The 1,857-nt window shown below is 64.7% G+C and carries 1 protein-coding gene; it reads right to left on the bottom strand.

Features of this window, described 5'->3' with window-relative positions; translation table 11 throughout:
* The coding region (locus IFT75_RS21280) for a hypothetical protein (protein ID WP_192056668.1) at positions 1 to 1,844 on the bottom strand (1,844 nt) is incomplete at its 3' end.
* Between the last annotated feature and the right edge of the window lie 13 nt (positions 1,845 to 1,857).

Genomic DNA, 1,857 nt, shown 5'->3' with positions numbered 1-1,857 from the left:
GGCGCCGGCCAGGTCTGGCTCGCGGCATCCTGCACCGAGATCAGCACGCTGTCGGAAACGCCCGTGGCTCCCGCGCTGGGAATCAGCTCGTACCACACGTTGACCAAGCCATTGAGGTTGGGGTCCACGTAGCGGGTCTTGTCCACCCAGAAGCTCAAATCCCCTACCGCAGTGATGGGCAGTTCCACCGGCGGGTTGATGCTCGTGCTCGAGCCCTCCCAGTGCAGCCGCGCCTTGCCGCCAACGTACAACGGCGAGCCGACGGCGACCTTGACGTAGATGCCGCCCGTGGCCAGGTCGGCGGGGTCCAGCACGTCGCCAGGTTTCAACGCCGGGCTGAAGGTAGGCGCGGGCAGCGAGGCGCCGGCGCCGACCACGGTCAAGGCCAGGGCGGGCGAACGGTACACCGTGCCGTCGGCCAGCTTGACGGTGTAGGACACCTCCAGTGTGCCGCCGATGAGTTGCAGCGCCATGTCCTTGAGCACCAGGATGCTCAGCGGCCCACCGGCGTTGCCGCTGTCGACCGCGCGCATCTCTTCGTGATACACCGCCCCGCCGGGGCCGGTGCCACTCCAGATCAGGGTCACGGTGCTGCCGCTGACCAGCAGCGGGTTGGCCAGCACGATGACCTCGACGGTGTTTTCGCTGATGGACTCCGGTGCCAGGGTGCCACCGGATGCCTTGGGCACTTCGGGCATTTTCAGTTCGTTGCGCGTGCCCACCACCCCGAAGGTCGAGCCGCTGGAGATCTTCGCTGCGCCACCTGCGGCCGGAATGGCGGTGTAGTACACGTACGCCTGGCTGTCGATCAGCACGGCGGCCACGTCCTTGGGCACCTGGAAGTTGAGAAAGCGGTTGCTGCCCAGCTGCTGGGCCGGGGTGCTGTAGTCTTGAAACGGGCCTTGAACGGGCCGTCCGGTCCAGTGCACGACGATGTTGTCGTCGACGGCGATGGTCGAATAGCGATTGACGCGGATTTCCACCAGGCCGTCGGTGATGGTATCCAGATGCAGGTCGCCGGTCTGGGTGCCTTCCACGGTCGGCTCAGGCAACGAGCCTCGTGCATACACGGTGGTCAGCACACTGGGGCTGTAGCGCGAATAGTTCTGCACCTTGTCGCGGATGCTGTAGCGCACGATCAGGTCGGTGCCGGGGCGGGCGGCAATGACGCTGTTGGGCACGGTGATGGTGATGCTGCGGTTGAGGTCGCTGGTTTGCAGCGGGCCATAGTGAATGGCCGTGCCGGCCCAGAACAGGGTGACGATATCGCCCTCGCTCTGGTGGGTGTATTGCTGGATCGTCACCGGCAGGTCGCCCACCAGGCTGACATCGGAGATGAGGTCCGGCACGCCATAGGGCAGCCCGAGATTGGGGTTGAGTGAAGGATCGCTGGCGTCCGGCGGCTCGGGCGGGTCGCCAGGCACCGTCAGCTTGATCGGCACCACCAGCGACTGCGATGCCCGCTCGTTGCCGGCTGAATCCTTGACGTGGTAGTGCAGCGTCGCCTCGAGCGCGTCGGGGGAAATGTAATACGCATCGGCAATCACGGCCTGAGTGGCGGTGGCGTCGGTCACCCAGGCGTAGTCGATGTAACGGTCATCCCAGTAGAGGTCGATGATGTCATTCACCGCCACACCCACGTAGGGCTCTACCAGCACGGTGATCAGGCCTTTGTCGTAGTCGTCTTTGTTGATGCCGCCATGGGAGATCGCGGCCGGTACCAGGGGTGCGTAGATATTGGGGTCGGGCGCCACGCCACCATGTCGGGCATCGTGGTTGACATGGTCGCTGCCGTAGGCGGCTTTGCGAATGGCGCGTAATAATGAACGGGGTGGATTTTTCACGATGGATCACCTC

Source organism: Pseudomonas sp. CFBP 8758 (assembly GCF_014841725.1).
GTDB classification, from domain to species: domain Bacteria; phylum Pseudomonadota; class Gammaproteobacteria; order Pseudomonadales; family Pseudomonadaceae; genus Aquipseudomonas; species Aquipseudomonas baltica.
This window is presented reverse-complemented; position numbering and strand designations above follow the sequence as displayed.